Annotated in this window: 15 protein-coding genes and 1 riboswitch; of the genes, 7 read left to right on the forward strand and 8 right to left on the reverse strand. The window is 37.5% G+C overall.

Going from position 1 to position 14,885, the window contains the following annotated elements; genetic code table 11:
* The 3 genes from FIT61_RS00420 to FIT61_RS00430 are packed head-to-tail and all read left to right on the forward strand — an operon-like array spanning position 1 to position 3,127.
* Positions 1-1,197, forward strand: coding sequence for an efflux RND transporter periplasmic adaptor subunit (locus FIT61_RS00420; RefSeq protein WP_139882505.1), 1,197 nt, complete (start codon positions 1-3; stop codon positions 1,195-1,197).
* A gap of 2 nt (positions 1,198-1,199) precedes the next feature.
* Positions 1,200-1,907, forward strand: coding sequence for an ABC transporter ATP-binding protein (locus FIT61_RS00425; protein WP_139882507.1), 708 nt, complete (start codon positions 1,200-1,202; stop codon positions 1,905-1,907).
* Positions 1,907-3,127 (forward strand): ABC transporter permease, encoded by a 1,221-nt coding sequence (locus tag FIT61_RS00430; protein ID WP_139882509.1) that lies wholly within the window; start codon positions 1,907-1,909, stop codon positions 3,125-3,127. Before FIT61_RS00425 ends, FIT61_RS00430 begins: the two co-directional genes overlap by 1 nt.
* Positions 3,128-3,131: 4 nt before the next feature.
* On the opposite strand, the gene FIT61_RS00435 is transcribed toward FIT61_RS00430, so the two are convergent.
* The 3 genes from FIT61_RS00435 to FIT61_RS00445 all read right to left on the reverse strand — a co-directional run bounded on the left by FIT61_RS00435 (position 3,132) and on the right by FIT61_RS00445 (position 4,903).
* A complete protein-coding gene (locus FIT61_RS00435; RefSeq protein ID WP_139882511.1) occupies positions 3,132-3,557 on the reverse strand; it encodes a DUF3293 domain-containing protein in 426 nt (141 codons plus the stop codon).
* Positions 3,558-3,704: 147 nt separating this feature from the next.
* Positions 3,705-4,304 carry a cytochrome b gene (locus FIT61_RS00440; RefSeq protein WP_139882513.1) on the reverse strand — a complete coding sequence of 200 codons (600 nt, stop codon included), beginning with the start codon at positions 4,302-4,304 and terminating at the stop codon, positions 3,705-3,707.
* 170 nt (positions 4,305-4,474) lie between these two features.
* A complete protein-coding gene (locus tag FIT61_RS00445) occupies positions 4,475-4,903 on the reverse strand; it encodes a DoxX family protein (RefSeq protein WP_139882515.1) in 429 nt (142 codons plus the stop codon).
* 72 nt (positions 4,904-4,975) lie between these two features.
* On the opposite strand from FIT61_RS00445, the gene FIT61_RS00450 reads away from it, so the two are divergent.
* Complete coding sequence (locus FIT61_RS00450) at positions 4,976-5,410, forward strand: GNAT family N-acetyltransferase (protein WP_139882517.1); 435 nt, start codon at positions 4,976-4,978, stop codon at positions 5,408-5,410.
* On the opposite strand, the gene mutY is transcribed toward FIT61_RS00450, so the two are convergent.
* From mutY to thiC, 4 genes are read right to left on the reverse strand one after another with little or no spacing between them, the layout of a single operon-like run.
* On the reverse strand, positions 5,399-6,421 hold the full coding sequence (gene mutY / locus FIT61_RS00455; RefSeq protein WP_139882519.1) for an A/G-specific adenine glycosylase: 1,023 nt from the start codon (positions 6,419-6,421) through the stop codon (positions 5,399-5,401). The genes FIT61_RS00450 and mutY overlap by 12 nt on opposite strands.
* A complete protein-coding gene (locus tag FIT61_RS00460) occupies positions 6,418-7,065 on the reverse strand; it encodes an exopolysaccharide biosynthesis protein (protein WP_139882521.1) in 648 nt (215 codons plus the stop codon). Before FIT61_RS00460 ends, mutY begins: the two co-directional genes overlap by 4 nt.
* A 2-nt stretch (positions 7,066-7,067) precedes the next feature.
* On the reverse strand, positions 7,068-7,868 hold the full coding sequence (locus tag FIT61_RS00465; protein WP_139882523.1) for an undecaprenyl-diphosphate phosphatase: 801 nt from the start codon (positions 7,866-7,868) through the stop codon (positions 7,068-7,070).
* A complete protein-coding gene (thiC, locus tag FIT61_RS00470) occupies positions 7,869-9,764 on the reverse strand; it encodes a phosphomethylpyrimidine synthase ThiC (RefSeq protein WP_139882525.1) in 1,896 nt (631 codons plus the stop codon).
* A gap of 38 nt (positions 9,765-9,802) precedes the next feature.
* A riboswitch (TPP riboswitch) is annotated at positions 9,803-9,897 on the reverse strand.
* 24 nt (positions 9,898-9,921) lie between these two features.
* On the opposite strand from thiC, the gene FIT61_RS00475 reads away from it, so the two are divergent.
* On the forward strand, positions 9,922-10,647 hold the full coding sequence (locus FIT61_RS00475) for a protein-L-isoaspartate O-methyltransferase family protein (protein WP_320410141.1): 726 nt from the start codon (positions 9,922-9,924) through the stop codon (positions 10,645-10,647).
* A gap of 5 nt (positions 10,648-10,652) precedes the next feature.
* Positions 10,653-11,198 carry an isochorismatase family protein gene (locus FIT61_RS00480; protein WP_139882526.1) on the forward strand — a complete coding sequence of 182 codons (546 nt, stop codon included), beginning with the start codon at positions 10,653-10,655 and terminating at the stop codon, positions 11,196-11,198.
* Here FIT61_RS00480 and FIT61_RS00485 read toward each other — a convergent pair.
* Positions 11,188-12,453 (reverse strand): 3-deoxy-D-manno-octulosonic acid transferase, encoded by a 1,266-nt coding sequence (locus FIT61_RS00485; RefSeq protein WP_139882528.1) that lies wholly within the window; start codon positions 12,451-12,453, stop codon positions 11,188-11,190. The two genes, FIT61_RS00480 and FIT61_RS00485, sit on opposite strands and share 11 nt — an antisense overlap.
* 265 nt (positions 12,454-12,718) lie before the next feature.
* Here FIT61_RS00485 and FIT61_RS00490 point away from each other — a divergent pair, with 265 nt between their 5' ends.
* Positions 12,719-14,881: an adenosylcobalamin-dependent ribonucleoside-diphosphate reductase gene (locus FIT61_RS00490; RefSeq protein WP_139882530.1), complete on the forward strand. Its 2,163-nt coding sequence runs from the start codon at positions 12,719-12,721 to the stop codon at positions 14,879-14,881.
* Positions 14,882-14,885 lie beyond the last annotated feature (4 nt).

The following is a 14,885-nucleotide window of genomic DNA, read 5'->3' on the forward strand; positions in this document are numbered from 1 at the left end:
ATGAAAAGAATTGTTCATCATTTGATTAATATTGCCTTAATTCTCGCATTTATCTTTGGAGCGATGTATGTTTATAAGTTGTCTAATAAAAAGAAACCCGAAGATTTATATCGACTAGAAAGATTGACATTAGGGGATATCGAACAAAATGTGACAGCCAATGGCACGATCAATCCTGTGGCTATGGTAAACGTTGGCACACAAGTCTCAGGACTTGTAAAAAACATATATGCAGATTTTAACGATCAGGTAAAACAAGGTCAGATACTTTTAGAGCTAGAAGATAATTTATTTAAAGCCCAAATTGAGCAGTCAAGAGGCAATGTAAAAAATTGCGAAGCATCCGTCGAGCTTGCGAAGGCAAATGAGGCAAGAATGCGCTCATTATTTGAAAAAGAATATGTGTCTAAACAAGATCTTGATCAAGCAGTGCAAGCCTTAAAATCATCGGAGGCACTTTTAATGTCCGCCAAGGCAAAATTAAGTCTTGATCAAACAAATTATGGATATTCCATCATTAAATCGCCCGTGTCAGGCATCGTTATTGATCGTGTGGTAGATGTTGGTCAAACTGTCGCTGCAAGTCTTCAAACACCTATTTTATTTAAAATTGCGAAGGATCTATCTAAAATGGAAATTGATACGAGCTTCGCAGAAGCTGATATTGCAAAAATTCAAGTCGGGCAATCGGTTAAATTTTCTGTAGATGCATACCCTAATCGCACTTTTGAGGGAACGGTAAAACAAATCCGTCTAAATCCTGTCAATACAGCAAATGTTGTCACTTATAACATTGTAATTTTAGTGGAAAATCAAGAGGGGTTATTACTTCCAGGTATGACTGCTTATGTGACCATTAATTTTGCGCATCATGAAAAAGTCCTTTTAGTGCCCAATGCTGCGCTGAGGTACCAACCAAAAAATGAAAATTTTAATCTTACAGCCAAAAAAAGTGAGGCTTTTCGAAATGGAGATAGAACAAAGAGGGAAGGTTATGGTGTAGGAAAAATTTATACGCTTCGAGACAATAAACCCTTAATGATTAAAGTCAATACAGGTATTACCAATGGAAAATTGACTGAAGTTATGAGTTCAGAGATTAAGGAGAATGATCTTATAATTACCGGAGATCTTGTGAGTGATCAGAAACAACGTTCAGGAGCTCAAGGGCCAAGTCGACCACCTCGCGTATTTTAATGATGGCTCAACCCATAATAAAAATTAAGGGGCTTTATAAAGATTATCAAACTACAGCCGGTAGTTTTCCCGTTTTAAAAAATATTAACCTCACGATTAATGAGGGCGAGTATGTTGCGATCATGGGACCCTCGGGATCCGGTAAATCCACATTTATGAACATCTTAGGTTGTCTTGATCGTCCAACTACTGGCTCTTATTTTCTAGACAGCCAAGATGTGAACCAATTAAATAATAATGAACTTGCAACACTTAGAAACAAAACAATTGGTTTTGTATTTCAAGGATTTAATTTATTGGCTAGATCTTCGCTTGTGGATAATGTGGCATTGCCTTTAGTGTATGCCAAAGATCAAAAAGATTTAAGAATTAAAATTGCAAAAAATATTTTAGAACGCATGGGCCTAGGACAATATTTTGAATCCAAACCAAACCAAATCTCTGGTGGGCAGCAACAGCGGGTAGCTATTGCTCGTGCACTGGTGAATCAGCCTAAAGTCATATTAGCAGATGAGCCTACAGGTAATCTTGATAGTAAAACGAGCGATGAAATTATGAAAATCTTTGATGAATTGAATCAGATTGGCAATACGATTATTCTCGTCACTCATGAAAATGATATTGCGGATCATGCATCAAGACAGATACGTTTTTTAGATGGCAAGATTTTAGAGGATCATAAGACTAAAAAATCCAAGGTGACAAAGTAATGTTCTTTTCAATGTTAAGTGAAGCCTGGTATTCGATGGGCGCTAATCGCCTAAGAACTTTTCTCACCATGTTAGGTATGGTCATCGGAGTTGGAGCAGTCATTCTCATGATGGCGATTGGTGAAGGTGCACAGCAATCTATTAAAAGATCTATTGACTCTATGGGGACAAATTTAATTGTAATTCTATCTGGCTCCTCAAGTACTTCAGGATCAAGAAGTGGCTCTGGAAATTCATCAGCACTGAGTATAGGAGATGCTAATGCAATTAAAGATTTGGAAGATATCGAAATGATTGCGCCTATTAGCACCGGTAACGCCCAAGTAATTTTTGCAGGTAATAATTGGAATACCTCCATTATTGGTACCACCCCTTCTTATTTTTCAATTCGAAGTTGGTATACAGAAGGGGGGGAGATATTTAGTGATGACGATATTAGATCTGCAAGTCGTGTTGCATTAATTGGTAAAACAGTCGCTGAAAATTTATTTGGTGAAGTTGATCCTGTCGGCCAAACGATTCGCGTACAAAAAAATCCTTTCACCATTGTAGGATTACTTGAAAATAAGGGGCAAAGCTTTGATGGCCGAGATCAGGATGATGTGATAATTGTTCCCATCACGACTGCCCAAAGAAAGTTATTAGGCAATCAAATTCCCGGCAGTGTTCGAATGATTATGGCGCAAACAAAATCAGAGAAATATATGAGTCTAGTTGAAGACACAATTACTGATCTTCTAAGGCAGCGTCATAATATTCGTGAAAATATAGAAAATGATTTTTCAGTAAGAAATTTAACTGCTATGGCGAAAACTGCAAGTGAAACAGCCAAGACTATGTCGATCCTTTTAGGAGCTATTGCATCTATATCACTTTTAGTCGGTGGTATAGGTATCATGAATATTATGCTCGTATCGGTGACTGAAAGAACTCGTGAGATTGGTATTCGTATGGCAATTGGTGCGCGGGAGCACGATATTCTCCTTCAATTTCTTTTAGAAGCATGTGTGATTTCTATTGTAGGGTGCGTAATTGGTGTTTTATTAGGGTTAGGGGCCGCATTGCTCGTCAAGAAAATCGTGGGCACTGAAATTGTTATTTCAATACAATCGATTGTATTGGCATTTTCAGTTGCAGCGAGTGTAGGCGTATTTTTTGGATATTATCCAGCAAGTAAAGCTGCCAAGCTTCATCCAATCGAAGCTTTACGATATCAATAAATATTTATTTGAGAAGAAGTAATTCTGGAATGCTGTTTTCGGGAATCCAGACAATCGCATTTTGGCCAAATTCCCTTCCTAATCGAATCGCTTCTGTTTGATCAATCTCAAAAACTAAAAAACTCTCTTCGCCTGATCTTTCATTTTCATCGCATTTTCCTTCGCCATGAAGGTAACAAAGATGGAGCGTTTTAATTTTTTCCTCGAGCTGTTGATTGCGTTCTTTATTTTCTTGATTTGAGAGTTCAATACTTGCGGGGTTGAAAGCTGTGATGAATGCAGCTATCTTCTTGGGAGAAGTTTTATATATATCATGAAGTTCAGGACTGTATTGCCCTATCTTTAAAATAAACCTCGGTGATCCATATACATGATAGTGAGCTAGCTTGTATGACGCTAGAAGTTCATTATTGATAGAGGTGTCAGTCATGAGATCAATTCTGTGAAGAGAGGTATATTGTTAATTTTTTTTGAGAGTTACGATAATCTTTTCGAACATTGATCAAAAAGATGAAGATGCGGTTCACAAACTATAAAAACTATTTAATCACTCGGTGATATAACAAATTTTAAAGGCTTACTTAAACATCATACGTTTTAGAGTACCATCTTTATTCAAGAATGTATGTTTGAGGACGGCAAGGATATGAAGTCCCAATAAGACAAGCAGAATAATGCCAATCACTTCATGAGCATTTTTAAAGAAATCTCTCATAGCATCATCTCCCAAACCTTGAGCCAATGGAATACCAAACCATTTAATGCCATATTTACTATAGAGCGCCATCGCTGCACCTGATAGGGGTAACAAAATCATAATAAGATATAAAGCATGATGTGTGGCATGCGCTAATTTTTTCTCCCAAGCTTTCAACGTTTTAATAAGGGCTGGTGCTGGATGTGTCAGCCTCCAGAAAACTCTAAATGCAATAAGACCTAAGATTGTGATACCAAGTGATTTATGAAGATTAAAGTAAAAGGTACGAGGAGAAACTTCCTCATTCAATTGCCATGTATAAATACCTAAATCAAACAAGTCATAGCTTGAAGCTTTAGCAGCTTCTTTTGGTAGGTCGCACATATACCAACCTAATAAGAACATAAAAATAATGCCGAAACCAATAAGCCAATGAAGAATAATCGCAGTCTTTGTATATTTGGTCGATGCTATTGCCATGTTGAATTCCTTAAATTTAATAAAACTTGACTTATATTCTAGCGCACTCTAAAACATTGAGTATATCTAATAAAATTATTTTAATGGTAACCATGATTGATAAAAATATTTGATATAAACCAACATAAAAAAAGCAGCCAGTGGCTGCTTTTTTTGAATGTATATAAGATTTATTTACGTTTTTTTGTTTGTGATGCATTATCAAGTGCAAATGTTGTCATAGGATTTTGCATTAAAACAATCAAGCCACCTGTAATTGCTAAATATTGAAGCGCTTGTTGAAGTGGGATGAGATTCACAGGAGAAGGCATAATCGTGAAGGTAAATAAATAAGACAATGCGTTGATGAGTGTATAAATAGTTAACACAAACGCAGTTAATCTTGTTTTAAAGCCTATAAAAAGAGTTAAACCACCTAAAAGTTGAACAATAACTGAGATCGGTGCAAAAATACCTGGAAGACCGTGACTCATTAATCCGTTTTGGTAAGCGATATAACCATCCGGTGTGTTCATAATACCGTTAAGTGAAATGAGAATGGATACAAGAAAAATTTGTGCAAGAAATACACGCGCAATAGCAGGTAAAAATTTATTCATATAATCCTTAAAAGTAAATATAAAGAAAGCACATCATGCCTCTAACAGCATTAAGATGCAAGCGTTTCACTTATGGAAAATAAACTGAAAATTGAAATCGTAAAATGGATAGATGAGTATGAGTTGCTCACCATGATTCGTGAAAAAGTATTTATTGAGGAACAGAAAGTGACCTCTCAATTAGAATGGGATGGCATGGATAAAGAAGCGATTCATTTCTTGGCATTTAAAGATAAAAAGGCTGTCGGATGTGCGAGAGCTTTTGTGATTCAAAATCGTATGCAATTAGGACGTATGGCTGTCTTAAAGAAATATCGCGGAGAAGGCATTGGAAGTGCATTAATAGAAATAGCTATGACATTAGCTAAGCTTAATCAGCTCTCTGGGATTTATATCAGTGCACAATGTCATGCGATCAACTTTTATAAAAAATTTGGATTTGAAGTAACGAGCGATATTTATTTGGATGTGGAGATTCCACATCGAGATATGAAGTTAGATTTTTAAAAGTATTTTCTTAATGATGGCAGGAATCGCTGCTCCTTCAATATGATTGAGTGATAGCCAAGTATGTGGAATTTTTGAGCGCTGCGATTTGGCTTCAAGGATGCTATAAGTAATATCAAGTTTGAAATGCGTAAACGTCGTTGAAGCTTTTAAATTTTCTTCTAGCACATTCGTTTCTAATTCAAAGTATTTTTTAACCCATGCTTTAGATGTGGTCGATGTATTTTCGAACTGAGGTAGCGACCAAAGTCCTCCCCATATACCACCTTGAGGACGTTTAACAAGTAAAACTTCATCGTGATGTTTGATGATCACCATATGAGTGGATTGTGTAGGTATCTTTTTTTGAGGGCGAGGTGCAGGTATGAGATGAACTTTATTCTTTTGAAATGCGAGGCATGTTTTCTTTAGAGGACATAGAGTGCATTTAGGGTTTTTGTTGCATAAGGTCGCCCCTAAATCCATAAGCGCTTGTGTATAAGTATCGATGTTTTTATTTGGAAGAACTGACTCTGCGTAATCCCATAATTTTTTTTCTGTTTTAGGTAAGCCACTCCACTCCGCAATTAAAAAATAACGACTTAAGACACGCTTTACATTGCCATCAAGAATCGCCTTTTTTTGATTAAATGAGAATGCAGCAATAGCCCCTGCAGTTGAACGTCCAATACCAGGTATCTTCAACATCATGTCAAATTCAGATGGAAAATTACCGCCCATCTCTTCCATAATCATTTGTGCACCTTCATGTAAAAATCGTGCTCGTCGATAATAACCTAAACCACTCCATAGCTTCATGACTTCTTCTTCATCAGCATGTGCTAATGCTTTAATCGTCGGAAATTTTTTCATGAAGCGATTGTAATAATCAATGACGGTTGCGACTTGTGTTTGTTGCAACATGATTTCAGAAACCCAAACTGAGTAAGGATCTTTAGATTGTTGCCAGGGTAAATGATGCCGACCTGACTTGGCATGCCAAGTAATTAAAAGGTCAGCCAATGATTTCATGAAACGAGTTGATGTAGCCAGTGGCTAAAATTATGGATACCTTCTAGCCCTAGAAGATAGAGACCTATAAAAAATGCAGCAAAATAAAGAATGGTAAAAAGAATCCAGAAGAATGCGATCAAAATAAAGAATCCATCTTTATGGAGTTGGCCTAATGCACAAAATACAATAGCAAGGCCCGGGAAGAAATTATTTAAAGGGAGTATGCCAAAGGGCACTGCCATGAGTACACCTGAGAGAATGAGAATGAATGCTTCTATTTGAATGCCTAATGAATCGCGAATTAATAAAGCTAAGCGAGGCCTCGTAAACTTTTCAGTCCAGTGAATAATTTTAATGGCCGCATTTGTGATACGTCGCCAATTGTCAGCACTTAGAACAATCTCGTTTATTTTTTGAGGTAAATGAGGAGTGCTATATCCTTTTAAAATTTGCCAGCCAAAGGCAGCAAAAGCCACTCCCCCTAATACACTGATAGGCCCGACTGGAAACGGCTGCATAAAAGGTAGCGCTAATAAAAAACTGATCAATGAAAATCCAAAATGATTGAGTGCTGACAAACCTTCTTCAATGTTGACAGATTGACGTTCTGCCTTTTTAGCTATGCCGTGGAGTTTTTGAATGAGCGCTTGATGGTTAGACATAATCACCCACTAAAATAAATAAAAACGAGGATACCTAAAATGATGCGATACCAGGCAAAAGAAATAAAGGTATGTGTGGCTACAAAACGAATAAAAAGTTTAATGACAGCATAAGCACTTAAAAATGCAGTGACAAAACCAATCGCAAAAATAGGTAAATCTTGTATCGTTAAATCTTGGAAATTTTTGAGTAAATCAAAAAGGGATGCTGCTGCTATAACAGGAATGGCTAAATAAAAAGAAAATTCAGTAGCTGTCTTGCGATTAAGTCCTGTAAGCATACCACCCATGATGGTTGCTGCCGCTCTCGATACCCCGGGAATTAAAGATAAGCATTGTGCACAGCCAATTTTAAAAGCTTGCATCATACTGATATCGTTAGTCGCTTTTGAAATGATTCTTAAGGGACGTTTTTCAATCGCTATCATAACAACACCACCTAAGATGAGGGCGAGCGATACATAAATTGGTGAAAATAAATAAGCTTTAATGGCTTTATGAAATAAAAGACCTAGAATCGCTGCCGGCAAAAATGCAATGAAGAGACGTAAGACAAAGTTTTGTGAAGCTTGATCATGAAGCGCATGGCTTGAAACTTTGAAAAGTGTTTTACGATATTCGACGACAATTGCCAGTATCGACCCTAATTGAATAAAGATTTCAAAAACATTTGCAGACGTTTGGTTAAATTTTAAAAACTCAGCTGCAATAATTAAATGGCCTGTAGAACTCACAGGTAAAAATTCGGTGGCTCCCTCGACAAGGCCTAAAATGAAACTCGAAAAATAAAGTGAGAGATCCATTTATGTTTTTTGGTAGATCTCAACACCCTTCTTAATGAACTCAATTGATTTCTCTTCCATACCTTTTTTTAGAGCTTCATCTTCCTTCATGCCTTTCGATGCAGCATAGTCTCTGACATCTTGAGTAATTTTCATAGAGCAGAAATGAGGACCGCACATCGAACAGAAATGTGCTTGTTTAGCGCCTTCCTGTGGCAAGGTTTCATCGTGGAATTCTTTTGCTTTTTCAGGATCCAAACCTAAATTAAATTGGTCTTCCCAGCGGAATTCAAAACGTGCTTTGGATAGTGCGTTGTCACGAATTTGTGCGCCTGGATGACCTTTAGCAAGATCGGCAGCGTGCGCTGCAATTTTGTATGTGATGATACCGACTCTCACATCTTCTTTATCAGGTAACCCGAGATGTTCTTTAGGTGTGACGTAACATAACATCGCACAACCATACCAACCAATCATTGCAGCACCGATACCTGACGTGATGTGATCATAACCCGGAGCAATATCTGTGGTGAGAGGTCCTAATGTGTAGAAGGGGGCTTCGCCACAATGCTCAAGCTGAAGATCCATGTTTTCTTTAATAAGATGCATCGGCACATGACCTGGACCTTCGATCATACATTGCACGTCATGCTTCCATGCGATTTGTGTGAGTTCACCTAATGTTTTGAGCTCTGCAAATTGAGCTTCGTCATTCGCATCATAGATTGAACCCGGTCTTAAACCATCACCTAGACTGAAACTGACATCATAAGCTTTCATGATTTCGCAAATTTCTTCGAAGTGCGTGTAGAGGAAAGATTCTTGATGATGTGCTAGGCACCATTTCGCCATAATCGATCCACCGCGACTCACAATACCGGTCATACGTTTTGCAGTCATTGGGATATAACTTAATCTGACACCTGCATGAATCGTAAAATAATCTACACCTTGTTCTGCTTGTTCAATCAGTGTGTCTTTAAAAATTTCCCAAGTGAGATCTTCCGCTTTACCATCCACTTTTTCGAGTGCTTGATAAATAGGCACAGTACCAATGGGCACTGGACTATTACGAATAATCCATTCACGTGTTTCATGAATGTTTTTACCTGTAGATAAATCCATGACTGTATCTGCACCCCAGCGTGTACCCCACACCATTTTTTCTACTTCTTCACTGATGCTAGAACCTAATGCTGAATTACCGATGTTGGCATTAATTTTGACTAAGAAATTTCGGCCAATAATCATCGGCTCTGTTTCAGGATGATTAATGTTGGCAGGAATAATCGCACGACCACGTGCCACTTCATCTCTCACGAATTCTGGCGTGATGAGTTTAGGAATTGCTGCATTAAAGTCATGACCTGGATGTTGTGTTTGTAAAAATGTGGACATACCTTCACGTCTTTGATTTTCACGAATAGCAATGTATTCCATCTCAGGCGTCACAATGCCTTGTTTTGCATAATGCATCTGTGAAACATTTTTACCTGCTTTAGCTCGTCGTGGTTGTCTTAATAAATTAAAACGCATTTTAGTGAGCTCAGGATTTGTTTTACGCTCGTGCCCGTAAAGGGAAGTTGGACCGTCTAAAAATTCGGTATCATTTCTTTCTTCAATCCATTTGGATCGTAATGATGGAAGTCCGTTACGAATATCAATTTGATAGTTAGGGTCGGTATAAGGACCTGAGGTGTCATAGACCATCACCGGTGGATTTTTTTCCGCACCAAAAGATGATGGTGTATCAGATAAAGAGATTTCTCTAAAGGGTACTTTTAAATCCGGACGCGAACCTGTCACATAGACTTTTTTTGATTTTGCAAAAGGTTTGAGCGCTTCAGGATCGAGCGAAGCTGTTTCGTTTAAAAATTGATCGATATTTTTTTGTAATTGTTTATCGGTCGCGTTCATGAGTTACTCCTTAATTTTTTTTGTCATACCGTAAGGAGTCTTTTATAGGACTGCATTCCCTACGGCGGTATTACCCGCGTCAGGTTCAAAGGGTTTTTCTCACCACCTTAAAGATGGACCCCTAGCACTCCATAAAATTACGCGAAACCCCCATGAAATGCAAGTTAGATTTATATTTAATGAGAATCAAAACTGTGAACTTTTCTTTGGTTATAATGTGCACATGACAATGAATACCATCGAACAACATCGTTTTAATATGATTGAGCAGCAAATTCGGACTTGGGAAGTCTTAGACCCCGAAGTGCTTAATCTACTTCATCAGGTACCACGCGAAAAATTTGTACCGACTGCATACCAAGGTGTCGCTTTTGCAGATACTGAAATTCCTCTGCATGATGGCGTGCTTATGTTGGCACCAAAATTAGAAGCAAGACTCATTCAGTCTTTATCGCTTCAAAAAAAAGACCATGTATTAGTTGTGGGTTCTGGTAGTGGTTATCTCACAGCACTTGCAGCAAGTTTAACTAAAACCGTGGTATCGATTGATATCAATCCTTATTTTACAAAACTCGCTAAACAAAATTGTCAAAAATTAAAAATTAACAATATTACATTTGTGACAGGGGACGGCTCATTAGGTTGGGCAAAAGATCAACCTTATGACGCCATTCTTTTTGCAGGCTCTTTACCTCAATTGCCAGAAACTATTCGACATCAATTAAATATAAATGGAAGATTGTTAGCTATTTTAGGTGAAGCTCCTTCGATGCATGCAACATTAATTACAAAAACAAGCAACAAAGATTTTGAAGAAGAAATTTTATTTGAAACGGTAGTGCCTCCCTTGCTCGTGAAACATGAAAATACATTTGTGTTTTAGTGATTATGATCAATGATCAACTCTTAAGTCAGATCGTCTTCATTGATATCCAAGACAAGCTTGTAGATGTCATGCCTAAAAGTGAAATTAAAAAAGTCATCGATGCATCAAGCATTCTTATTCAAGCTGCAAAAATTTTAGATGTGCCTTGTCTTTATACTGAGCAATATCCTAAAGGCCTAGGCCCCACAGTGAAGAAATTAAAATCGTTGCTACCTAACTCACCGATTGAAAAAAAAGCATTCTCATGCCTTGATGCACCTCACTTTAAAAGTCATTTAGTTAAATCAAGACCCCAAATTATTTTATGTGGTTTAGAAACACACATTTGTATTTTACAAACTGCTTTGGCTTTGAAATCTTCAGGTAAAGAAGTTTTTGTGGTGGAAGATGCGACACTTTCAAGATCGAATTTAAATCATCAAAATGCGATTCATCGATTAAGATCGGAAGGTGTGGTGATTACAAATACAGAATCAGTCGTTTTTGAGTGGTTGCGAGTCGCTGATGGCGATCACTTTAAAGCGATAGTCAAACTTATCAAATCCTAGATTTAATTTTATTTAATATCTTTAATGTTGCGCCTTGATATTTTTTTATCATGTCATCACAAGCTTTTTTCATTTTTAATTGAGAAGATGATTTAAGCATCTCAGGTAATACTTTTTCTAATTGATCTAATGTTTGAATTCTAATTCCCGCACCTAATCGAATCGCTTCATTCGATATATCATGAAAGTTATAGGTATGGAGACCTAAAATCACAGGTACTTTCATCGCCATCGACTCAATAAGATTCTGTCCGCCATAAGGTAGTATTGTGCCACCCATCAGTGCGATATTCGCTAAGCTGTAATAGCTATACATCTCACCCATAGAGTCACCTAAAATAAATTGATAAGGTTTTGCAGTTATTTTTGTATCACTTCGTTTGATAAAAGAAACACGATATTTTTTTAACATCCATTCAACCTCCTTAAAACGTTGCGGATGACGAGGTACAAAAATCGTGACGAGATTTTTGATTTGAAGTTTTAATAAACTTTGTAAAATCATTTCTTCTTCATCTTGTCTTGAACTTGCAATCAAAAGTACAAATTGATTTTTTAAGTGTAAATGTTTTTTAAGTGCTGTACTTTGTATGTTTGTATCGCGCGGTGGTTCAACATCAAATTTTAAATTACCCATCACTTCAACGCCTCTTGCACCAAGCGTTTTAAAGCGCTTCGCATCATTTGTAGTTTGTGCTAATACACCTTTTAATTCTTGTAAGGATGGTTTGATAAGTAGCGAAATTTTTTTATATAGTTGAAATGATTTTTCAGATAAGCGTGCATTGACTAAATAAAGTGGAATAGATTTTTTATGTGCTTGATGAATTAAATTAAACCAAAGCTCTGTTTCAAGTAAGAAACCTAATTCAGGTTTAAATGTATTTAAAAATCTTTGCGTGGCATCCACTGTATCAAAAGGAAGATAGATGCGAGTGACGCGAACATTTTTTATGTTGATGGATGTCGCACGTCCTGTAGGTGTGCCGTGCGTAATCAGTAAATGATGATGCGGATATTTTTTTAAAAAAAGTTTGATGAATGGAATCGCAGCTTTGGTTTCGCCCACAGAAACAGCATGAATCCAAAGCGTTTTTCGTTTTCCCCAGATTTTTTTTGTAGAAGTGCTATAAAAACCATAGCGCTCACTCCAATGTTTTAAGTAGTCAGGCTGCCTAAAACTCCTATAAATCAGCTTAATTACGGTGAACGGGAGAAGAAAATAGACTAAAAGACTATAGAAAAAGCGAATCATGGGGATATTTTCGCATAAACCATCTTGATGAACTTGTGTTTAATTTATTTTTCAAGAAAGGTATTGCTTAAGCTTTAAAAATTAACCTCGGAAAATAGGGGTTAACTTTTGCTCTAAATTTGTGCATATATTTCAATTGACGGACTACTAGACCATGGATAATATGTTCACAAAACCACTATATCTTGTGGTTTTAAGCAAAAATACCATCTAGCAGTTAAATTAGTAATAAAACTTATAAAAAAGAATAATTCAGGGGAAATTCATGCTCAAAGCTGTTCGTCCAAAGTCCGCATTAAGTGACCATCAAGACCACGAAATACCGATTCAAGATGTTTCACTCGATATCTGGGACAAAAAGTATCGTTTGAAGTCAAAACAGGGCGAGCACGTTGATAAAGATATCGATGATTCCTTTATACGTGTGGCGAGAGCTTTAGCAGACGTTGAAATTCCAGCTAAAAGAGAAGAATGGTATGAAAAATTCCTATGGGCATTAAGACGCGGCGCTATTCCAGCAGGTCGTATTACTTCTAATGCAGGTGCCCTAGAACATAAGCCAGCCACTTCCACGATTAACTGTACGGTATCAGGCATTGTGGAAGATAGTATGTCTGGCATTTTAGATAAAGTGCATGAAGCAGGACTTACTTTAAAAGCAGGTTGTGGTATTGGTTATGAATTCTCGACCTTAAGACCTAAAGGTGCTTTTGTCGCAGGTGCGGGTGCTTATACAAGCGGCCCACTTTCGTTTATGGATATCTACGACAAGATGTGTTTCACCGTATCATCAGCGGGCGGTCGTCGAGGTGCTCAAATGGCGACGTTTGATATTGCACATCCGGATGTGACTGACTTTATTAAAGCGAAACGTGAAAACGGTCGACTCCGTCAATTCAATCTTTCATGCTTAATCACTAAAGAATTTATGGAAGCAGTCAAAGCTGACAGCGATTGGAAAGTTGCATTCCCTGTCACTGAAAAAGAATCCATTGTCGATGGTTTGAATGTGAATGATGAAAGCCAGGTGGTTTGGAGAGAATGGCCTGTGAAAGGTAAATATCTCACTAAAACTGAAGGCATTGATGCAGGTAAAGTAGCATGCCGTGTTTACAAAACGATTAAAGCAAGACGTTTGTGGGACATCATCATGTCATCGACTTACGATTTTGCTGAGCCTGGTTTTATTTTGATCGATCGTGTAAATGAAATGAATAATAACTGGTTCTGCGAAAACATTCGTGCAACTAACCCATGTGGTGAACAACCACTACCTCCTTACGGTGCTTGTTTATTAGGCTCTGTGAACCTCACCAAATTTGTGAAGAAACCTTTCACTGACGAAGCGTTTTTCGATTGGGCTGAATATAAAGAAGTGATCGCAATCTTTACACGTATGTTAGATAACGTGGTCGAAATTAATGGCTTACCGCTCGAAGAACAACGTAAAGAAATTATACGTAAGCGTCGTCACGGCATGGGCTACTTAGGTTTAGGTTCTTCACTAACGATGCTTAAGATGAAATACGGTGACGAAGACTCACTTAAATTCACTGAAGAAGTAAGTCGCATTTTAGCTGAGGTGGGTTGGGAAACAGGCATTGATTTAGCGGAAGAAAAAGGTGCAGCACCGATCATGGAAGAAGAATTTGTGGTGACCGCTGATATGTTAGCAAAACGTCCTGAGATGGCAGCCGACGGTATTAAAGTAGGCGCTAAAGTGAAAGGTAAAGTTTTGCTCGGTAAATATAGCCGTTACATGCAGCAATTCCCTGAAGGCTTACGTAATAAGATTGCAAAAAAAGGCGTACGTTTTACACACCATAGTTCCATTGCACCGACAGGTACAATTTCATTATCCCTCGCGAATAATGCAAGTAATGGTATTGAGCCTTCTTTTGCACATCACTACAGCCGTAACGTGATTCGTGAAGGTAAGAAATCAAAAGAAAAAGTAGATGTGTATTCGTATGAATTACTAGCCTATCGCGAATTAATTAATCCAAAAGCGATGCCATTTTCAGAAAACGAAGATGAAAAATTGCCGGATTACTTTTTAGATTCTTCAACGATTCAAGCGAAAGCTCACGTAGACATTCAAGCGGCTTCACAAAAGTGGATTGATAGTTCAATCTCTAAAACGATCAATGTGCCAACGGATTATGATTACGAAGATTTTAAAAATATTTATTTATATGCATACGACAAAGGTCTCAAGGGTTGTACAACATTTAGATTTAACCCAGAGGCTTTCCAAGGTGTGTTGGTCACAGAAAAAGATTTAGAGAACACGACATATAAATTTACTTTAGATGATGGCTCTCAAGTTGAAGTGAAGGGTAATGAAGAAATTGAATATGATGGTGAAACCCATTCAGCAGCGAATCTTTATGACGCACTCAAAGAAGGTTATTACGGTAAGTTCTAATAGA

The organism is Candidatus Methylopumilus rimovensis (assembly GCF_006364615.1).
GTDB classification, from domain to species: domain Bacteria; phylum Pseudomonadota; class Gammaproteobacteria; order Burkholderiales; family Methylophilaceae; genus Methylopumilus; species Methylopumilus rimovensis.

What these genes read in the sequence shown, in the direction of transcription:
- FIT61_RS00420 (WP_139882505.1), top strand. Translation starts at nt 1, where the DNA reads ATGAAAAGAATTGTTCATCATTTGATTAATATTGCCTTAATTCTCGCA.
- FIT61_RS00425 (WP_139882507.1), top strand. Translation starts at nt 1,200, where the DNA reads ATGGCTCAACCCATAATAAAAATTAAGGGGCTTTATAAAGATTATCAA.
- FIT61_RS00430 (WP_139882509.1), top strand. Translation starts at nt 1,907, where the DNA reads ATGTTCTTTTCAATGTTAAGTGAAGCCTGGTATTCGATGGGCGCTAAT.
- FIT61_RS00435 (WP_139882511.1), bottom strand. Translation starts at nt 3,557, where the DNA reads ATGACTGACACCTCTATCAATAATGAACTTCTAGCGTCATACAAGCTA.
- FIT61_RS00440 (WP_139882513.1), bottom strand. Translation starts at nt 4,304, where the DNA reads ATGGCAATAGCATCGACCAAATATACAAAGACTGCGATTATTCTTCAT.
- FIT61_RS00445 (WP_139882515.1), bottom strand. Translation starts at nt 4,903, where the DNA reads ATGAATAAATTTTTACCTGCTATTGCGCGTGTATTTCTTGCACAAATT.
- FIT61_RS00450 (WP_139882517.1), top strand. Translation starts at nt 4,976, where the DNA reads ATGGAAAATAAACTGAAAATTGAAATCGTAAAATGGATAGATGAGTAT.
- mutY (WP_139882519.1), bottom strand. Translation starts at nt 6,421, where the DNA reads ATGAAATCATTGGCTGACCTTTTAATTACTTGGCATGCCAAGTCAGGT.
- FIT61_RS00460 (WP_139882521.1), bottom strand. Translation starts at nt 7,065, where the DNA reads ATGTCTAACCATCAAGCGCTCATTCAAAAACTCCACGGCATAGCTAAA.
- FIT61_RS00465 (WP_139882523.1), bottom strand. Translation starts at nt 7,868, where the DNA reads ATGGATCTCTCACTTTATTTTTCGAGTTTCATTTTAGGCCTTGTCGAG.
- thiC (WP_139882525.1), bottom strand. Translation starts at nt 9,764, where the DNA reads ATGAACGCGACCGATAAACAATTACAAAAAAATATCGATCAATTTTTA.
- FIT61_RS00475 (WP_320410141.1), top strand. Translation starts at nt 9,922, where the DNA reads ATGCAAGTTAGATTTATATTTAATGAGAATCAAAACTGTGAACTTTTC.
- FIT61_RS00480 (WP_139882526.1), top strand. Translation starts at nt 10,653, where the DNA reads ATGATCAATGATCAACTCTTAAGTCAGATCGTCTTCATTGATATCCAA.
- FIT61_RS00485 (WP_139882528.1), bottom strand. Translation starts at nt 12,453, where the DNA reads ATGATTCGCTTTTTCTATAGTCTTTTAGTCTATTTTCTTCTCCCGTTC.
- FIT61_RS00490 (WP_139882530.1), top strand. Translation starts at nt 12,719, where the DNA reads ATGCTCAAAGCTGTTCGTCCAAAGTCCGCATTAAGTGACCATCAAGAC.